Source organism: Noviherbaspirillum soli (assembly GCF_015352955.1).
Classification (GTDB): domain Bacteria; phylum Pseudomonadota; class Gammaproteobacteria; order Burkholderiales; family Burkholderiaceae_D; genus Noviherbaspirillum_A; species Noviherbaspirillum_A soli.
This window is the reverse complement of record NZ_JACYOX010000099.1, coordinates 1-1,175: the sequence shown is the minus strand read 5'-3', so window position 1 is coordinate 1,175 and position 1,175 is coordinate 1. Positions and strand designations below refer to the sequence as shown.

The 1,175-nt window shown below is 60.4% G+C and carries 1 protein-coding gene; it reads left to right on the top strand.

Features of this window, described 5'->3' with window-relative positions:
- Positions 1-844 precede the first annotated feature (844 nt).
- Positions 845-1,175, top strand: a 331-nt coding sequence (locus tag IGW04_RS25500) for a chemotaxis protein CheW (protein ID WP_194715895.1), incomplete at its 3' end; no start/stop codon positions are given.

The window sequence follows — 1,175 nt, the reverse complement described above, 5'->3', positions numbered from 1 at the left end:
GACGCCTGAAGCGGAAAAGGTGCGGCGTCTGTTTGAGCGCAGCGCAGCGTAGCGAGTTTAGCCGCGCCCCGCTTCAGGCGTCGACGGCACGGGAACCCTCGCGTAGCGAGGGCGCGATCACCGGGTCGCCTTTTTTTGCCTACTTTTTTTGGCGAAGCAAAAAAAGTAGGTCGCCCGCCGGGGCGAACACCCGGCCTGGTCATGACGACAGTGCTGTCGGGTTGTTTCACCAGTCGTAAAGGCGTCACTGCGAAGCAGCAGTTGCTTTTGAAGTTTGAAGTTTCAATACGAACGTCAACAACAACTACGACAGTGCTGCCCGTGCCTTGCCGGGTGACGCAAGGCGGTTGCACTGTCGTAGAGACAAGCCGGGAATCCGTCCCGGCGGCCGGGTCACTTTTTTTGCTTCGCCAAAAAAAGTAACCAAAAAAAGGCGACCCGGTGATCGCGCCCCGCTGCGCGGGGTTCCCGTGTCAGCGGTACCCGGAGCGGGGCGCGGCTAAACTCGCTCCGCTTCGCTACACTCAGACAGACGCCGCACCTTTTCCCGCTCCGGGCACCGCTGACACGGCGCGCTCAACGGGATTTCACTGCAACTGCAACGGCAACTGCAACGGCCACTTCAAAAGCAACGGCAACTGTCGCTGCGCGTACGTCAAAAGCAACCGCAACTGTCGCTGCGCGTACGTCAAAAGCAACCGCAACTGTCGCTGCGCGTAAGGCCACCGCAACGGCCACCACCATTCCAACGAATCCACCTCGACCCTAAAGTCCCGCCACTCAGCGCCGATAAACCACTATCGGCCGCACCGTCCGCGGCAACATTGATAAATAAGGATTCCCCATGCAAGCAACCGCCCAGATATCCGCCCTCCCTTCAGGCCACCGCGCCGACGCGTCCGCCGGCAATGAATACCTGGCTTTCAAGCTGGGCCAGGAAGAGTACGGCATCGATATCCTGAAGGTGCAGGAAATCCGCGGCTACGAGAGCGTCACGCGCATCGCCAATGCGCCGGAGTTCATCAAGGGCGTGATCAACCTGCGCGGGATCATCGTGCCGATCGTGGACATGCGCATCAAGTTCAACCTCGGCGAGCCGCGCTATGACCAGTTCACCGTGGTGATCATCCTGTCCATCGCCGGCCGGGTGGTGGGCATGGTGGTCGACAGCGTGT